The sequence below is a fragment of the Streptomyces sp. PsTaAH-137 genome (genome assembly GCF_003259365.1).
Taxonomy (GTDB): Bacteria; Actinomycetota; Actinomycetes; order Streptomycetales; family Streptomycetaceae; genus Streptomyces.
In genome coordinates, this window is record NZ_QLLY01000005.1 from 361,909 (window position 1) to 377,026 (window position 15,118).

At 71.4% G+C, this 15,118-nt stretch carries 18 protein-coding genes and 1 riboswitch; of the genes, 9 read left to right on the plus strand and 9 right to left on the minus strand.

All coding sequences use genetic code 11. The features are described 5' to 3' along the window. The first annotated feature begins 8 nt into the window (after positions 1-8). The 5 genes from K377_RS13420 (at position 9) to K377_RS13435 (ending at position 4,255) form a co-directional block, all read left to right on the plus strand. On the plus strand, positions 9-1,034 hold the full coding sequence (locus K377_RS13420) for a 6-phosphofructokinase (RefSeq protein WP_111663521.1): 1,026 nt from the start codon (positions 9-11) through the stop codon (positions 1,032-1,034). Positions 1,035-1,148: 114 nt separating this feature from the next. Further along, the gene (locus tag K377_RS13425; RefSeq protein ID WP_111663522.1) at positions 1,149-2,105 is read left to right on the plus strand and encodes a cytochrome c oxidase assembly protein; all 957 of its coding nucleotides are present in this window, start codon (positions 1,149-1,151) and stop codon (positions 2,103-2,105) included. 101 nt (positions 2,106-2,206) lie between these two features. Further along, positions 2,207-2,365, plus strand: coding sequence for a hypothetical protein (locus K377_RS41655; RefSeq protein WP_181512557.1), 159 nt, complete (start codon positions 2,207-2,209; stop codon positions 2,363-2,365). 68 nt (positions 2,366-2,433) lie between these two features. Then, a complete protein-coding gene (locus tag K377_RS13430) occupies positions 2,434-3,150 on the plus strand; it encodes a 1-acyl-sn-glycerol-3-phosphate acyltransferase (protein WP_111663523.1) in 717 nt (238 codons plus the stop codon). Positions 3,151-3,223: 73 nt separating this feature from the next. After that, entirely contained in the window at positions 3,224-4,255 is a 1,032-nt protein-coding gene (locus tag K377_RS13435; protein WP_237551969.1) for an NAD(P)-dependent oxidoreductase, read from the plus strand. Positions 4,256-4,307: 52 nt separating this feature from the next. Here the strand turns inward: K377_RS13435 and K377_RS13440 are convergent, their stop codons facing one another. The 8 genes from K377_RS13440 to K377_RS13475 form a co-directional block, all read right to left on the minus strand. Further along, entirely contained in the window at positions 4,308-5,927 is a 1,620-nt protein-coding gene (locus tag K377_RS13440; protein WP_161195184.1) for an alpha/beta hydrolase, read from the minus strand. A 149-nt stretch (positions 5,928-6,076) separates the two neighbouring features. Next, the gene (locus tag K377_RS13445; protein ID WP_111663525.1) at positions 6,077-6,844 is read right to left on the minus strand and encodes an urease accessory protein UreD; all 768 of its coding nucleotides are present in this window, start codon (positions 6,842-6,844) and stop codon (positions 6,077-6,079) included. Next, positions 6,844-7,521 carry an urease accessory protein UreG gene (gene ureG, locus K377_RS13450; protein ID WP_111663723.1) on the minus strand — a complete coding sequence of 226 codons (678 nt, stop codon included), beginning with the start codon at positions 7,519-7,521 and terminating at the stop codon, positions 6,844-6,846. The genes K377_RS13445 and ureG overlap by 1 nt, the downstream gene beginning before the upstream one ends. A gap of 102 nt (positions 7,522-7,623) precedes the next feature. Beyond that, the gene (locus K377_RS13455) at positions 7,624-8,298 is read right to left on the minus strand and encodes an urease accessory protein UreF (protein WP_111663526.1); all 675 of its coding nucleotides are present in this window, start codon (positions 8,296-8,298) and stop codon (positions 7,624-7,626) included. Positions 8,299-8,320: 22 nt separating this feature from the next. Next, positions 8,321-10,042 (minus strand): urease subunit alpha, encoded by a 1,722-nt coding sequence (locus tag K377_RS13460; protein ID WP_111663527.1) that lies wholly within the window; start codon positions 10,040-10,042, stop codon positions 8,321-8,323. Continuing rightward, positions 10,035-10,346 carry an urease subunit beta gene (locus tag K377_RS13465; RefSeq protein ID WP_111663528.1) on the minus strand — a complete coding sequence of 104 codons (312 nt, stop codon included), beginning with the start codon at positions 10,344-10,346 and terminating at the stop codon, positions 10,035-10,037. The genes K377_RS13460 and K377_RS13465 overlap by 8 nt, the downstream gene beginning before the upstream one ends. A 16-nt stretch (positions 10,347-10,362) precedes the next feature. Further along, positions 10,363-10,665 carry an urease subunit gamma gene (locus K377_RS13470; protein ID WP_111663529.1) on the minus strand — a complete coding sequence of 101 codons (303 nt, stop codon included), beginning with the start codon at positions 10,663-10,665 and terminating at the stop codon, positions 10,363-10,365. Positions 10,666-10,863: 198 nt separating this feature from the next. Continuing rightward, complete coding sequence (locus tag K377_RS13475) at positions 10,864-11,484, minus strand: TetR/AcrR family transcriptional regulator (protein WP_111663530.1); 621 nt, start codon at positions 11,482-11,484, stop codon at positions 10,864-10,866. A 122-nt stretch (positions 11,485-11,606) separates the two neighbouring features. Here K377_RS13475 and K377_RS13480 point away from each other — a divergent pair, with 122 nt between their 5' ends. Beyond that, entirely contained in the window at positions 11,607-12,608 is a 1,002-nt protein-coding gene (locus K377_RS13480; protein ID WP_111663531.1) for an ABC transporter permease, read from the plus strand. Between the two features lie 96 nt (positions 12,609-12,704). Here the strand turns inward: K377_RS13480 and K377_RS13485 are convergent, their stop codons facing one another. Beyond that, positions 12,705-12,983: a type II toxin-antitoxin system Phd/YefM family antitoxin gene (locus K377_RS13485; RefSeq protein ID WP_111663724.1), complete on the minus strand. Its 279-nt coding sequence runs from the start codon at positions 12,981-12,983 to the stop codon at positions 12,705-12,707. A gap of 83 nt (positions 12,984-13,066) precedes the next feature. Here K377_RS13485 and K377_RS13490 point away from each other — a divergent pair, with 83 nt between their 5' ends. The 3 genes from K377_RS13490 (at position 13,067) to K377_RS13500 (ending at position 15,032) form a co-directional block, all read left to right on the plus strand. Then, positions 13,067-13,702 carry an ATP-dependent Clp protease proteolytic subunit gene (locus K377_RS13490; RefSeq protein WP_111663725.1) on the plus strand — a complete coding sequence of 212 codons (636 nt, stop codon included), beginning with the start codon at positions 13,067-13,069 and terminating at the stop codon, positions 13,700-13,702. A gap of 7 nt (positions 13,703-13,709) precedes the next feature. Then, positions 13,710-14,018 carry a hypothetical protein gene (locus K377_RS13495; protein WP_111663532.1) on the plus strand — a complete coding sequence of 103 codons (309 nt, stop codon included), beginning with the start codon at positions 13,710-13,712 and terminating at the stop codon, positions 14,016-14,018. 335 nt (positions 14,019-14,353) lie between these two features. Continuing rightward, positions 14,354-14,555: riboswitch (cyclic di-AMP (ydaO/yuaA leader) on the plus strand. Positions 14,556-14,558: 3 nt separating this feature from the next. Then, positions 14,559-15,032, plus strand: a complete 474-nt coding sequence (locus K377_RS13500; RefSeq protein ID WP_111663533.1) for a C40 family peptidase — start codon at positions 14,559-14,561, stop codon at positions 15,030-15,032. Positions 15,033-15,118 lie beyond the last annotated feature (86 nt).

Genomic DNA, 15,118 nt, shown 5'->3' on the forward strand with positions numbered 1-15,118 from the left:
CCGGGCTTATGCGTATTGGTGTCCTCACTTCAGGCGGCGACTGTCCCGGCCTGAACGCGGTGATCCGTTCGGTCGTGCACCGGGCCGTCGTCGACCACGGCGACGAGGTCATCGGCTTCCACGACGGGTGGAAGGGTCTACTTGAGTGCGACTACCGCAAGCTTGACCTGGACGCGGTGGGCGGCATCCTCGCCCGCGGCGGCACCATCCTCGGCTCCTCGCGGGTGCAGCCCGCCCATCTGCGCGACGGGGTGGACCGGGCCAAGGGGCACGTCGCCGACCTCGGTCTCGACGCCATCATCCCGATCGGCGGCGAGGGCACCCTGAAGGCGGCCCGGCTGCTCTCCGACAACGGGCTGCCGATCGTCGGCGTACCGAAGACGATCGACAACGACATCGCTGTCACGGACGTGACCTTCGGTTTCGACACCGCCGTCGGCGTCGCGACCGAGGCCCTCGACCGGTTGAAGACGACCGCCGAGTCGCACCAGCGGGTGCTGATCGTCGAGGTCATGGGGCGGCACACCGGCTGGATCGCGCTGCACTCGGGCATGGCCGCCGGCGCGCACGCCGTCGTCGTGCCGGAGCGCCCCTTCGACATCGAGGAGCTGGCCGCGAAGGTCGGCGAGCGGTTCGACGCGGGCAAGAAGTTCGCGATCGTCGTCGCCGCCGAGGGCGCCAAGCCGCGCGCCGGATCGATGGCGTTCGACGAGGGCGTCAAGGACATGTACGGCCATGAGCGCTTCGCCGGGATCGCCCGCCAGCTCTCCATCGAGCTGGAGCAGCGGCTCGGCAAGGAGGCGCGGCCGGTGATCCTCGGCCATGTGCAGCGCGGCGGCACCCCGACCGCGTACGACCGGGTGCTCGCCACCCGCTTCGGCTGGCACGCCGTGGAGGCCGTGCATCGCGGGGAGTTCGGGCACATGACCGCGCTGCGCGGCACCGACATCGTGATGGTGTCGCTCGCCGAGGCCGTGGAGACCCTCAAGACGGTACCCGAGGAGCGGTACGCCGAGGCGGAGTGCGTGCTCTAGCCCCGCGCCTGCCCCCGACCCACCACAGAACTGCCCCCGGCCGATGTCCCGGCCGGGGGCAGTTCTAGTCTGGTGGCGCACAATCCGTACGAATCGAGCACCTGGAGCCGGCCGATGGACCACAGCGGGCACGGCATGGACGGCATGGATCTGCCGCCGTTCACGCTGGGGAACGGCCTTCAATGGTCGGCCGACCCCTTCTTCCTCGTCGGCTGCCTCCTCGCCCTCGCGCTCTACGGGTGGGGCGTCGTGCGCCTCGCGCGGCGCGGGGACTCCTGGCCGGTGGCCCGTACCGTCTCGTTCGTCGTGGGCGTGCTCACCATCGGTCTGGTGATGTGCACCAAGCTGAACGACTACGGCATGGTCATGTTCAGCGTGCACATGGTGCAGCACATGGTGATCAGCATGCTGTCGCCGATCCTGCTGCTGATGGGCGCCCCGATCACGCTGGCGCTGCGGGCGCTGCCGGTGGCGTCGAAACGCGGCAGCAAGGGCCCGCGGGAACTGCTGCTGATGCTGCTGCACAGCCGCTACATGCGGATCATCACGCATCCCGCGTTCACCATTCCGCTGTTCATCGCGAGCCTCTACGTCCTCTACTTCACACCTCTGTTCGACTTCCTGATGGGGTCGCAGATTGGGCACCTCGCGATGATGGTGCACTTCCTGGCCGTGGGCGTGGTGTTCTTCTGGCCGATCATGGGCGTGGACCCGGGACCGCACCGGCCCGGCTACGTGATGCGGATGCTGGAGCTCTTCGCGGGCATGCCCTTCCACGCGTTCTTCGGGATCGCGCTGATGATGGCGAGCACCACGATGGTCGGCACGTTCGAGAACCCGCCGGCCTCGCTGGGCCTCGATCCGATGGCCGACCAGACGGCCGCCGGCGGTATCGCCTGGGCATTCAGCGAGGTGCCGTCGGTGCTGGTGCTCCTCGCGCTGCTCTTCCAGTGGAAGAAGTCCGAGGAGCGGCAGGCGCGGCGCAAGGACCGCGCCGCGGACCGGGACGGCGACAAGGAGCTGGAGGCGTACAACGCCTATCTGGCCTCGCTGAACGCACGCGGGCAGTAGCGCCACGGGCCGTTCCCGGGTGAGGATGGCCTTCTGGCCGCGGCACGGGCGCCGCACAACACCGCCGTACGGCGTCCCGGCTGCCGGGAGGAGGGTGTGTGATGCCCGGATCCACGAAGACGATGGGCGTGTTCACCGTCGGTGGCCTGGTGGCCGTGACCGCCTACACGGTGGCGCTCGGCAGCAACGGCTGGCTCTGGTTCGGCTGGATCGTGCTGGGCCTGATCACGGTGGCGATGGTGGCCTCGCACAACCCCTGACACCCGGCCTGGGCGGGGGTTACTGTGCGTTCGCTTCCGTAAGTGCTGCATGGGGGAAGGCGACGGCCATGTTCTACCGACTGCTCAAGTACGTGATCCTGGGGCCGCTGCTGCGGCTGATGTTCCGGCCGCGCATCGAGGGGCTGGAACACGTGCCGGACGAGGGCGCCGCGATCGTCGCGGGGAACCATCTGTCGTTCTCGGACCACTTCCTCATGCCGGCGATCCTCAAGCGGCGGATCACGTTCCTGGCGAAGGCCGAGTACTTCACCGGGCCCGGGGTGAAGGGCCGGCTCACCGCCGCGTTCTTCCGCAGCGCCGGGCAGATCCCGGTCGACCGCTCCGGCAAGGAGGCGGGGCAGGCCGCGATCCGCGAGGGGCTCGGGGTGCTGCGCCGCGGCGAGCTGCTCGGCATCTATCCGGAAGGCACCCGCTCGCACGACGGCCGCCTCTACAAGGGCAAGGTCGGGGTCGCGGCGATGGCCCTGAAGGCGCAGGTCCCGGTGATCCCGTGCGCGATGATCGGCACGTTCGAGGCGCAGCCGCCGGGCCAGAAGATCCCGAGCATGCGCCGGATCACCATCCGCTTCGGCGAGCCGCTGGACTTCGCGCGGTACGCGGGGATGGACGGCGAGAAGGCGATCCTGCGGGCGGTCACCGACGAGATCATGTACGCGATCCTGGAGCTGTCCGGGCAGGAGTACGTGGACAAGTACGCGGCGCAGGTGAAGGCGGAGGCCGAGGAGGTCACGGCCCGGAAGTTCCCGCGGATGCCCTTCGGCTGAGACGCGGGCCGCGCTTCTCTGCGCTGGGCAGAAAACGGTGCGCCCGCGCCGCTGGTCGCCGTACGGTCCGGGCATGAAGACGGCTTTGGTGATCGGTGCGGCAGGGCAGATCGGGCGACCGGCGGTACGGGCGCTCGCTCAGGACGGATGGGCGGTGACGGCGGCGTCGCTCGGCGGCGGGCGCGATGCGGACTGGCCCGACGAGGTGCGGTCGGTGCGGCTCGACCGGGAGGACGGTGCCGCCGTCGCGGCGCTGGTCGGGGACGGCGTCGATCTCGTCGTCGACCTGGTGGCCTTCGGTGCGGCGCACGGGCAGCAGCTCGCGGGGCTCGCCGACCGGATCGGGTCGGCGGTCGTCGTCTCCAGTGCCGCGGTGTACGAGGACGAGCAGGGCCGCGGCTTTCACACGCAGGACCAGCCGGACGGCTGGCCGCACTATCCCGTGCCGATCCCGGAGAGCTGCCGGACGGCGGCGCCGGGGGACGGTTCCCGGGCGCGCAAGGTGCGGATCGAGCAGGACCTCCTCGCGCTCGGCGACCGGCTGCCGACGACCGTGCTGCGGCCGCCCGCCGTGTACGGCCCGCACTGCCGCACCCCGCGCGAGCTGTACTTCGTGAAGCGGAACCTGGACGGGCGCCGGACGCGCGTGCTCGCGTACAACGGCGCGAGCCGCTTCCATCCGGCGAGCGTGCACAACCTGGCGGAGCTGGTGCGGCTGGCCGCGGCCAGGCCCGGCTCCCGGGTGCTGAACGGGGGCGATCCCGACCATCCCACCGTCGGCGAGATCGGCGCGATGATCGACGCGCTGATGGGTGTGGAGACGGAGTCGGTGCTCGTGGACGGCCCGCCGCCCGCGCCGAACGTCGGGGACTCCCCGTGGTCGGTGCCGCACTCGCTGATCCTCGACTTGTCGGCCGCCGAGCGCGAACTCGGGTACAAGCCTGTGACGACCTACGCGGATGCGCTTCCCGAGACCGTCGAGTGGCTGGCCGCGCGGCTGCGTGAGCGGGACTGGCAGGAGGGCTTCCCGAAGATGGTGGCCGCGTACACGACCGGGATCTTCGACTACGCGGCCGAGGACGCCTGGCTGGCGACGCGCGGATAGCGGAACGGCCCGGCCCCCCCTCGGGGGGGCCGGGCCGTTCGTCAGGCGGCGGTCACGGCTTGGGGGTGGCGTGCGGGGTGCACGTCACGTCCTTGCTGTCGACCTTGCCGGTGAGCAGGTACGTGTCGACCCGGTCGTTGATGCAGGGGTTGGTCAGACCGGTGACACCGTGCGAGCCCGCGTCCTTCTCGGTGATCAGGCGGGAGCCCTTGAACCGCTTGTGCAGCTCGACGGCGCCCTCGTACGGAGTGGCCGCGTCTCGCTCGGACTGCACGATCAGGACCGACGGCAGACCCTTGCCGGTCCTGACCTCGGTCGGCGTCTGCTGCTTGGTCTTCCAGGTGGCGCAGGGCAGGTTCATCCACGCGTTGGCCCACGTCATGAACGGGTACTTCTTGTGGAGCTCGGTGTTGTCCCTGTCCCACTTCCGCCAGCTGGTCGGCCACTTGGCATCCGCGCACTCGACGGCGGTGTAGACCGCGTTGCCGTTCTCCGAGGACGCGTTGCCCGCGGTGTCCGACAGGTCGGGGGCGGCGGCGTCGATCAGCGCCTGCGTGTCGCCGGCGACGTACTTGCTCCAGACCTGGGCGGTGGGCGCCCACGCGGAGTCGTAGTACGGCGCGCTCTGGAAGAAGCCGATCAGCTCGGCCGGGCCGAGGACCCCGCCGATGGGATTCTTCTTCGCGGCGGCGCGCAGCGTCTCCCACTGCTGCTGGACCTTGGCGCGGGTGTCGCCGAGGTGGTAGGTCGCGTCGTTCTTGGCGACCCAGTCCTGCCAGTCCTTCCAGCGGCCCTCGAAGGCGATGTCCTGGTTCAGGTTGGCCTGGTACCAGATGTTGCTCTTCTCGGGGTTGACGACGCTGTCCACGATCATGCGGCGGACGTGGCCCGGGAAGAGCGTGCCGTAGACGGCGCCCAGGTAGGTGCCGTACGAGACGCCCAGGTAGTTGAGCTTCTTCTCGCCGAGCGCGGCACGGATGACGTCGAGGTCGCGCGCGGTGTTCGGCGTCGTCATGAAGGGCAGCATGTCGCCGCTCTTCTCGTAGCAGCCGTCCGCGTACTCCTTGGCGAGCTTGCGCTGGGCGCGCTTGTCCGCCTCGCTGTCGGGGACCGGGTCGGCCTTGGGGGCCTTGACGAACTCCTGCGGGTCGACGCAGGAGATCGGCGCCGAGTGGCCGACGCCGCGCGGGTCGAAGCCGACGAAGTCGTACGCCTTCGAGGTCTTCGCCCACAGCGGGTTCTTGGTGGTCACCCGGGTCGGGAAGCGCATGCCGGAGCCGCCGGGGCCGCCCGGGTTGTAGACGAGGGCGCCCTGGCGCTCGTCCTGGGTGCCGGTGCTGACGGCGCGGTCGACGGCGAGCTTGATCTGCTTGCCGAAGGGCTTCGCGTAGTCGAGCGGCACGGTGACGTAACCGCACTGGATCGGCTTGGCCAGACCCCAGTCGGCGGGACAGTCCTGCCAGTCGATGCCGTGCTTGGCCGCCCTGGCCGCGGCGATCGCCGCGCCCACGGCCTCGCGGTCGAAGCTGCTCGCGCCCTTCGAGTGCTGCGCCGAGGCGCTGGCGGACGGGGCGGTGACCGCGCCCGCTATCAGCGCCGCCACGGCGACGGCACCGGCGGAACCGGCCGCCACCCGCCGTCTGCCGCTTCCCGTCTGTCGAGTCCGTCTCAAGAGAGCCCTCCCGTACATGGATTCGATCATTACGTCGATCGGGTTGCCGACCGGTACGGGGATCCTGTCGGCTGTGAGCACCCTGAGGACAGTCGCGACGTCCGATCTTTACCAATCCGATAAACGGGATAACTCGCCCCGGTGAGCGGTCAGTCGACCAGACGGAGCAATGCCGCGTCCAGCGTGCGGCGCAGCCGCAGGGCGTCCGGGGCGACCGCGGTGACGAGGACGGCGGGACCCGCGAGCGGGGTGAGCGCGGCCGTGCCCCGCTCGTCCAGGACCGCGGCGGCCGGCCGGTCCGTCTCGAACTCCGGCCGTACGACGATCAGCTGGCCGAGCGCCCGGTGCCCGGCCAGGACGGCGGGACCGTCCCAGCCCCCGGGTGCGCCGGGGCCGCAGGCCAGTTCCTGGTCGAGGAGCGGGCGGCCGGCGCGGTGCACGGTCAGCCGGCTGGTCAGGCGGCCCGGCTCCTCCCCCACCCGGCCCAGCACCTGCTCCTCGCGCAGCACGAGCCGGGCGCCCGGGGCGAGCTCGGCGCGGGTGGTGACGCGCAGGTCGCTGCCGTGCGCCGAGATCAACTGCTCGGGCAGCCAGTCGAGGCGGGCGCCGTCGGCGACGGTGATCCTGACGTCGTAGCGGGCCTCGCCCTTGGCCTGTCCGGGCAGCGCGAGGGTGGCGGCGACGGAGCCGACGTGCAGCCGGGCGCCCTCGTCCGCGCGGGCCTCGACGGTGAAGCGGTCGCCGCCGAGGGGGCCGCTCATCGCGCCGACGAGCATGACGCGCGCCTCGTCGGCGTGCGCGGCCCGGGTGCGGCGCACGGCGAGCGAGCCCTCGCCCTCCAGAACCGGCAGGGCGGTGCCGCCCCGCCCGTCGCCGCGGGCGGCGATCCGGGCGGTGGACAGGACACCCGCGGTCATCACGCCGTCCAGGCCGCGAGCCGGCCGCGCGCCCAGGCGGCCACGTCGCCGACCCCGCCCTCGGACCGCAACGACTGGAGGACCACGGGCAGTTCGCCGCGCTGCGCCTTGGCGTCCGCGGCCATCCGGCCCAGATCGGAGCCGACGTACGGGGCGAGGTCGGTCTTGTTGATGACGAGCAGGTCGGCGGTGGTGACGCCGGGGCCGCCCTTGCGCGGGATGTCGTCGCCGCCCGCGACGTCGATCACGAAGATCTGGGCGTCGACGAGCCCCTTGGAGAAGGTCGCGGTGAGGTTGTCGCCGCCGGACTCCACGAGGATGAGGTCGAGCGGCCCGACCTCGTCCTCCAGGTCCTCGACGGCCTCCAGGTTGGCGGAGATGTCGTCGCGGATGGCGGTGTGCGGGCAGGCGCCGGTCTCCACGGCGGTGATCCGCTCGGGCGGCAGCACGGCTTCGCGCAGCAGGAACTCGGCGTCCTCGCGCGTGTAGATGTCGTTGGTGACGACGGCGAGGGACAGTTCGTCGCGCAGGGTGCGGCAGAGCGCGGCGACGGTGGCGGTCTTGCCGGACCCGACGGGTCCGCCGAGTCCGATGCGCAGGGCGCGCCGGGTTCCGTCGGGCCGCCGGGCGTCGGCGGAGACGGCGGAGGCTTCGTCGTGGGTGTGTCCCAGGTGCATGCTGATCACGGCTCCAGAGATGTGTCTGTTCAGCCCGTCCGGCGTTTGAGGACGAGGCCGTTCAGGCCGATAGAGGGGTCCGGGGGCGCAGCCCCCGGGGGTTCAGGACGCGAACAGCCGCACAGGCCAAGCGGCGTGCGTCTCCGCGCCGATCTCCAGCAGCGGAGCGCTTCCGGCGGGCAGGGCGTCGACCCCGAGGTCGACGGCTCGTCTCGCCGCGTCCACGGCGTCGGCGACGACCCGGTCGAGATCCGGCGCGAGCCGCGCCAGGGCCCCGGTCGCGTCGAACGGGTCGAGGCTCAGCAGCCGCACGACGGCGGTCGCGGGCCCGCTGATTCCCTCGTACGCGGAGCAGTACGCGGCGTCCTCGGGCCCGAGTCCGGCGGCCCGGGCGGTGAGCCCGAGCACCACCGGCTGGTGGGCGCCCTTGGGGAATTGCTGCGCCAGGGCGTCGAGTTCGGGGTGCGGCCAGGTGGCGCGGGCAGCCCGCATGAGCTGCCGGCCGAGCTTGCGGGCGGCGACCCGCAGCGCGGCCGAGGGAGTCCTGGCGTCGGCGGCCGCGTCGAGGGCGACCGGGTCGACGCCGAGCGCCGCCGCCGCGGCGAGGGCCGCCGAGACGGCCCCGCTGGTGTGCAGCCGGCCTCGGCAGAACTCCTCCAGGCTCGCACCGCCCGTGATGCGGCCCGCCTTCACCGCGGCCTCCGCCCCGCCGGAGTGGGCGTGCCCTCCGGCGGGGAAGCGGCCGTCGGCCAGGACGAGCAGGGTCGCGCGTGTCATCGGATACGTACCCGTTCCGTGCTCAGAACAGGAAGTACCGCTGCGCGAGCGGCAGTTCGGCGGCCGGGGCGGGTTCGACGAGTTCGCCGTCGATGGTCACGGCGAACGAGTCGGGGGCGACCTCGACGCGTGGCAGGGCATCGTTGTTGATCATGTCCGCCTTGGTGCGGCCACGGGTGGACCGGATCGGGACGAAGGACCGGTCGAGCCCGAGCCGCTCCACGAGTCCGTCCTCGATCGCCGCCTCGGTCACGAAGTTGAGGGAGTTGGCGGCCGGGGCCTTGCCGTGCGCGCCGAACATCGGGCGCGGCAGCACCGGCTGCGGGGTGGGGATGGAGGCGTTGGCGTCGCCCATCTGCGCGTAGGCGATCTGCCCGCCCTTTATGACCACCAGCGGCTTCACGCCGAAGAACCGCGGGTCCCAGAGGACCAGGTCGGCCAGCTTGCCGCTCTCCACGGAGCCGAGTTCGCCCTCGATGCCCTGGGCGATCGCCGCGTTGATCGTGTATTTGGCGACATAGCGACGCGCGCGCTGGTTGTCGGCGCGCAGATCGCCGGGGAGCAGGCCGCGGCGGCGCTTCATCACGTGCGCGGTCTGCCAGGTGCGCATGATGACCTCGCCGATGCGGCCCATGGCCTGCGAGTCCGACGACATGATCGAGATGGCGCCCAGGTCGTGCAGGATGTCCTCGGCCGCGATGGTGGTGGGGCGGATGCGGGACTCGGCGAAGGCGAGATCCTCGGGGACCGCCGGGTTGAGGTGGTGGCAGACCATCAGCATGTCGAGGTGCTCCTCGACGGTGTTGACGGTGTGCGGCCGGGTCGGGTTGGTGGAGGACGGCAGCATGTTGGGCAGCTGCACGGCGGTGATCATGTCGGGGGCGTGACCGCCGCCCGCGCCCTCGACATGGAAGGCGTGCAGGGTGCGGCCGCCGACGGCGTCGAAGGTGTCCTGGACGAAACCCGCCTCGTTCAGGGTGTCGGAGTGGACGGCGAGCTGGGCGCCGGACTCCTCGCAGACGTCGAGGCAGGCGGAGATCACGGCCGGGGTGGCGCCCCAGTCCTCGTGGATCTTGAACCCGCAGACTCCGGCGCGCAGTTGGTCGCGCATGGACTCCTTCGACATGGTGTTGCCCTTGCCGAGGAAGCCGATGTTGACGGGGCTGTTCTCCATCGCGGCGAACATCCGGGCGAGATGCCAGGAGCCGGGCGTGATGGTGGTGGCCTTCGATCCCTCGGCCGGTCCGGTGCCGCCGCCGACGAGCGTCGTGACGCCGGACGCGAGGGCCTCGTCGACGATGGTCGGCGAGATGAAGTGGATGTGGGTGTCGATGCCGCCGGCGGTGACGATCTTCCCGTTGCCCGCGAGGACCTCCGTCTCGGGCCCGATGACGAGATCCGGGTGGACGCCGTCCATGGTGTCCGGGTTGCCGGACTTGCCGATGGCGGTGATCCGGCCGTCACGGATGCCGATGTCGGCCTTGACGATGCCCCAGTGGTCGATGATCACGGCGCCGGTGATGACGGTGTCCGGGGTGCCCTCCGCGCGCGTGGCACGCGACTGGCCCATGGACTCGCGGATGACCTTGCCGCCGCCGAAGACCGCCTCGTCGCCGGAGCGGCCCGGGCCGCCGGAGCGGTCCTCCTCGATCTCGACGAACAGGTCGGTGTCGGCGAGCCGTATGCGGTCGCCCGTGGTGGGACCGAACAGGTCGGCGTAGGCGGCGCGGGACAGCTCAGGCATCGAGGGGACCTCCGGTCTCGCCGCGCAGGCCGGGGACGATCCGGCGGCCCGCGAGGGGTACGAGTTCGACGTCGACGGGGATGCCGGGCTCGAAGCGGACGGCGGTGCCCGCGGCGATGTTCAGCCGCTTGCCGCGGGCGGCGGCGCGGTCGAAGTCGAGACCGGGGTTGGCCTCGGCGAAGTGGTAGTGGGAGCCGACCTGGACCGGGCGGTCGGCGGCGTTGAGGACCGTCATGCGGGTGACGTCGCGGCCCTCGTTGTAGGCGACGGGCGCGTCGGCGAAACGGATCTCTCCGGGAATCATGGCTGCCGCTTCCCCGTCAGACGATCGGCTCATGGACGGTGACCAGCTTGGTGCCGTCGGGGAAGGTGGCCTCGACCTGCACGTCGTGGATCATCTCGGGGATGCCCTCCATGACGTCGTCGCGGGTGAGCAACTTCCGCCCGGACGCCATGAGTTCCGCGACGGTGCGGCCGTCGCGGGCGCCCTCGAGGATGTGGGAGGTGAGCAGGGCGACGGTTTCGGGGTGATTGAGCTTCAGCCCCCTGGCCCGCCGCTTCTCGGCCACGTCGGCGGCCACATGGATGAGCAGTCTTTCCTGCTCGTGCGGGGTCAGTTGCACGGTCCCACCTCACAGTCCTTCGCTCCGGGCCGTGCGGGGCCCGGCTGCCGCGGCCACCGCGACGGATATAGATGTAACACACAAGAAATGCGCATGATCTTGCGCACCCCGGTTACGAAAACCCCTGGTGGCGTGGGCCGCAGGCTAATGGCGCGGAGTTTCAGCGACGTTAACCGTTGCTTGACCGCGTCATGGTGATCAGCTGACCTCGCCCATGCTCATCAGGCCCCGCAGACCCGCCTGGAGGGACTCGACCGGCACCCGGTCGAAGAGCGCCTGCTGGGTGAGGAATCCCTGCGCCGCGGCGACCATCACCCGCGCGACGGCCTCCGGATCCGCGTCGGCGCTCATCATCCCCGCGCGCTGATACCCCTCGACGATCCTCACCCAGGCGGCGGTGACCTTGCTGAACCCGTCCTGGATCACCGCCGCGAGCTCGGGATCGCGCAGGGTCTCGGTCCACACCTGGATCATCAGGCGCGCGAAGACCGGAACGCCCGCCTCGCGCAGCCCGGGGCGCAGCCCGTGCACATCGCGGAGCACCTTGTCGATCAGCTCGTACGGCGGCGGGGGCGGGGCCTGCCGGCCCGCCTCTTCGTACACCGTCCGCACGTCGTCCAGCACCTCGGTGACGATGGCGCGGATCAGCTCCTCCTTGCCGCTGAAGTAGCGGTAGACCGCCCCGGCGGACAGTCCCACCTCCTTGAGGACGTCCTGCATGGAGGTGGCGTGGAAGCCACCCCGCGCGAAGCAGAGGGCGGCGCCGTCCATGATCTGCCGGCGGCGGGCGTCGAGGTGCTCCTGGGATACACGGGCCATGATCCCCAAAATAAAACGAACATTCATTCTTGACAAGGCGCGAGGCGGCCAGGACAGTGGGACCCGCTCGTAAAACGAACGCTCATTCTCTCAAATGTGCCGAACGCCCCCCGGAGGAACCGATGCCCGCCCCGGACCGGACGACCAGGAAGTCGGCCGCCGTCGTCATCCTTGTGCCCCTGCTCGCCGCCCTCGCCCTGTGGGCGTTCGCCTGGCCCGCCGCACGGACGGCACCGCGCGATCTGCCGCTCGGGGTCGCCGGACCCACCGCCGCGACGGCCCCGGTCGCCCGTCAACTGGAGTCACGGAAGGGTGCGTTCGAGATCCACCGGTACGCCGACGAGGCCGCCGCGCGGGCCGCGGTCGAGGACCGGGCGGTCTACGGGGCGGTGGTGGTGACCCCGGGCGGGCCGAAGCTGCTGACCGCGTCGGCGGCGAGCCCGGTCGTCGCGCAGCTGCTGGAGCAGGCGGTGACCGCACAGGCGCCGGCGGGGACGAAGGTGACCACGGTCGACGTGGTGCCCGCGCCAGCCGCCGACCCCCGGGGCGCCGCCCTGAGTTCGAGCGTGCTGCCGCTGGCCATCGCGGGGGTCGCGGGCGGCGCGATCGTCACCCTGCTGCGACTGCGCGGGGTGCGGGCCGCGCTCGTCCTGGTCCTCGCCGCGGCCGTGGTGGGCATCGCGGGAACCGCGCTCGCGGACAGCTGGCTCGGAGTGCTGACCGGCGACTGGTGGACGGAGGCCGGGGTGCTGGGCCTGTCGACGCTCGCAGTGGGCGCCACCGTCGCCGGACTCGCGGCGCTGATCGGACCGGCCGGGATCGGGGTCGGCGCGCTGCTGATGGTGCTGCTCGGCAACCCGTTCTCCGGCGTGGCCTCGGCGCCGCCGCTGCTGCCCGAACCGGTGGGAGCCCTCGGCCAGTTGCTGCCGCCGGGCGCCGGCGGCTCGCTGCTCCGCTCGGTCGCCTACTTCGACGGGGCGCGCGCCGGGGCGCCGACGGTCACGCTCGCGGTGTGGGCGGGGCTCGGCCTGATCGCCGTACTGCTCGGGGGGCTGCGCGCCCGGCGGGCGCCGGCCGGGCAGGACGCACCCGCCCCGGCCCTGGAACCTCAGCCGGTGGGCTGAGGTTCCGCCCGCCCCGGGCCCGGGCGGACACCGATCGACCGCGCGTCCCCGCTGTAGCGGACGGGGACGCGCGGTCTTCGCGTTCAGGGGGTGCGGCTACCTGGTCTCGGGGCCGCGGTGCTCGGCCGCGATGCCGAACCTCTGCCGTTCGCCCGGAGCGGACGACAGGGTGCCCACGCGGGAGACGGAGCTGATCACCGGCTCCTCGGCCTGCGGCCCCATTTCCTCGAGTCGCTCCAGGTCAGCGGCCGAGACGAGGGCGACGAGCGGCTTGCCGTGCCGGGTGACGACCACGCGCTCACCGCCGTACACCACGCGGTTGATCAATTCGGCGAGCTCAGCCCTGGCTTGCGTCACCGGAATCTCGTAGGCCATGCTCCCCATCGTACGTGATGTACATCCTGTACATTTTTTACAGGGGCGGCGCCCACAGCGCCCGCATCGCCTTTGGAGGCTCCATGACCCGCCCGTACGGCCGTTATGTCCTGCCCGAGTTCACCGAGCGCACCACGTCGGGGCAGCGCACCCTCGACCCCTACTCCAAGCTCCTGGAAGAGCGCATCGTCATGCTCGGGACCCCGATCGACGACACGTCGGCGAACGATGTGATGGCGCAGCTGATGCACCTCGAACACACGGCGCCCGAGCAGGACATCGCGCTGTACATCAACTCCCCCGGCGGCTCGTTCAGCGCCATGACGGCGATCTACGACACGATGCGGTACGTGAGGTGCGACGTGGCGACGACCTGCCTGGGGCAGGCCGCGTCGGTGGCCGCGGTGCTGCTGGCCGCGGGGGCGCCGGGCAAGCGGATGATGCTGCCCGGGTCGCGGGTGGTGCTCGACCAGCCCGCGCTGCCCGAGCCGGCCCAGGGGCAGCCCACCGACCTGGAGATCCAGGCCCGCGAGATGGAGCGCGTCCGGGCCCGGCTTGAGGAGCTGCTCGCACGCCACTCGGGGCGGCCGACAGAGCGGATCGGCGCGGACATCGAGCGGGACACCGTACTCACGGCGGAACAGGCGCTGGAGTACGGGCTGGTGGACCACGTGCTGCGGAGCCGCAAGAACACGCACGGCGTCCCGGGCGCGAGGTGAGGCGGCCGTGTATCCGCCCGAACTGCCACCGCTGCCCGCGCTGACCCGCGCCGAGTGCGAGCTGGTGGACGGCTATCTGGCCGTCGTCGATCTGATGGCGCGGATCAATCCGGCGCGCGGCGACGACACCTACCGGGGCCTGCGGGCGGCCCAGGCGCTCGTCGCCCGGGCCGCGGCACTCCGGGACGCCCTGGCCCTGATGCACCAGCGGGGCGAGAGCCGGGTGCACGCGGAGACCCTGGCGCGGGCGCTGCGCGTCCTGGACGGCGAGAGGCGAACACAGGCAGTCACATTGCCGCCAGAAAAGGTCACCTGATGGACAGTCGAAGTCGTTCGGCGCCCCTCGGTGACCACGTCGTCCGCGTCCGCGGCGAAACGGGCCAGATGGGGTACCGCCGGATGGCGTAGATATGAGTAGACGATGAAGACCGCAAGAGTTGCGCGACGGCGGTAGGCAGACACCGGAATTTTCGGTTCCGTGCCTGGTGCGGGCATGGTCGAGGGTGGCCGCCGGGCTCCGAAAGCCGCACTGTCCACCTGAACGGGTCAAGCGTGAGGAGCCTCACTTACCGCCGGTTCAGCTCGGTTTTCACCGCAGAGGTGGGTCAAGATCCCTTCCGACGACAAGCCCCCGCCGCCGCGGCGGGGCGGTCCGTGCGGACGCCGAGTCCTGCCGCCGCCCGGATGCCAGGTCGACAGAAGTGGATCGGCAGGAGTGGAGGACCCAGGTACGACGGGCCGCCGCAGCAGCCGCTGCGAGCAGTCCTTGGGGTGAAGCCGCGTCCCGCGGCCGGGCATCTTCGCCAGCCCGAACCCGACAGGTCATCCTTCGCAGGCGGCTGACGAAGGGTTGCGCATGACCGCGCTCAATCGTGTCCCCTCGCTGCTGACCAGGGCCGGCACCGCCTCGGTCCTGAGCCTCGCCGTCGCGGGCGCCGGACTGCTGGTCCCCGGCGCCGCGCCCGAGGCATCGGCAGCCGTGGCCTCGTCCAAGGCCCTCCAGGTCGCGGCCTCGAAGAAGGGGGCGCCGTACAAGTGGGGCGCCACCGGACCGCACCGGTTCGACTGCTCGGGACTCACGCTGTACTCGTTCAAGCGGGCGGGCAAGAAGCTGCCCCGCACCGCCGCGCAGCAGTACAACAAGACCCGCCATGTCTCCGGGGCCCACCGCAAGCGTGGTGACCTGGTGTTCTTCCACTCCGGCCGGAGCGTCTACCACGTCGGCATCTACGCCGGTAAGGGACGCATGTGGCACTCCCCGAAGACGGGGGCCGTGGTGCGGCTGGAGAAGATCTGGACCAAGAGCGTCTGGTACGGCCGAGTGCGCTGACGTTCGCCGTCGGCCAGGATGTGGTGACGGGCCGGGCGCCAGGCCCGCCGCCATGCCTCGATCGGCCGGGAAGGGTTACTCGCACC